Here is a 704-nt window from a genome sequence, read left to right as displayed (position 1 = left end):
CCCGGCGGAAACCGCCCTGACGGAAACCACCGTCGCGGTCATCACGGCGAGGCCCACGCGGCCGCTCGTCACGACGATCGTCCCGGCGATCATCACGGCGGTCGTCCCGCCGGTCGTCCCGGCGCTCGTATCGCCCGGCGGGGCGGCCACCCCGGTCATCGCGGCGCCCATAGCCGCCGGGGCGACCTCCGCGCTCATCGTCCCGACGCGGACCACGCGACCGGTCGTCCCGGCGATCATCACGGCGGTCGTCCCGCCGGTCATCGCGACGGAAGCCACCACGGTCGTCATCGCGGCGGAACCCGCCACGGTCATCATCGCGACGCGGCCCGCGCGGCCGCTCGTCGCGGCGGTCGTCACGCCGGAAACCACCACGACCGCCGTCGCGGCGCGGCCCGGAGCCGCGGGCCTCCCGCCGGTCGCCGGCATCCTGGCGCCGCGGCTCGCGGCCCGACCGGTCGTCGGGAGAGTTGGGGGACATCGGCGTGACTCCTGTCTTCATGTACTTCAGCCATTCTCCCGCACCGGTCACACCGATGCGGGCCCAGCAAAAACAAAAGGACCCTTGGTCCCAGCATGCACGCTGGGACCAAGGGTCCTTCAAAGATTGTTCGGCGGCGTCCTACTCTCCCACAGGGTCCCCCCTGCAGTACCATCGGCGCTGAAAGGCTTAGCTTCCGGGTTCGGAATGTAACCGGGCGTTT

General features: G+C 71.2%; 1 rRNA gene and 1 pseudogene. Both read right to left on the bottom strand.

Annotated elements, in window-relative coordinates:
• Positions 1 to 360 (bottom strand): annotated as a pseudogene (locus ABD329_RS35775) (hypothetical protein); the annotation flags it as partial.
• Positions 361 to 609: 249 nt separating this feature from the next.
• Positions 610 to 704: ribosomal RNA gene (gene rrf, locus ABD329_RS35770) — 5S ribosomal RNA — on the bottom strand; the annotation flags it as partial.

Origin of the sequence: Streptomyces javensis, from assembly GCF_039525925.1 — a bacterium.
Classification (GTDB): Bacteria; Actinomycetota; Actinomycetes; order Streptomycetales; family Streptomycetaceae; genus Streptomyces; species Streptomyces asiaticus.
This window is presented reverse-complemented; position numbering and strand designations above follow the sequence as displayed.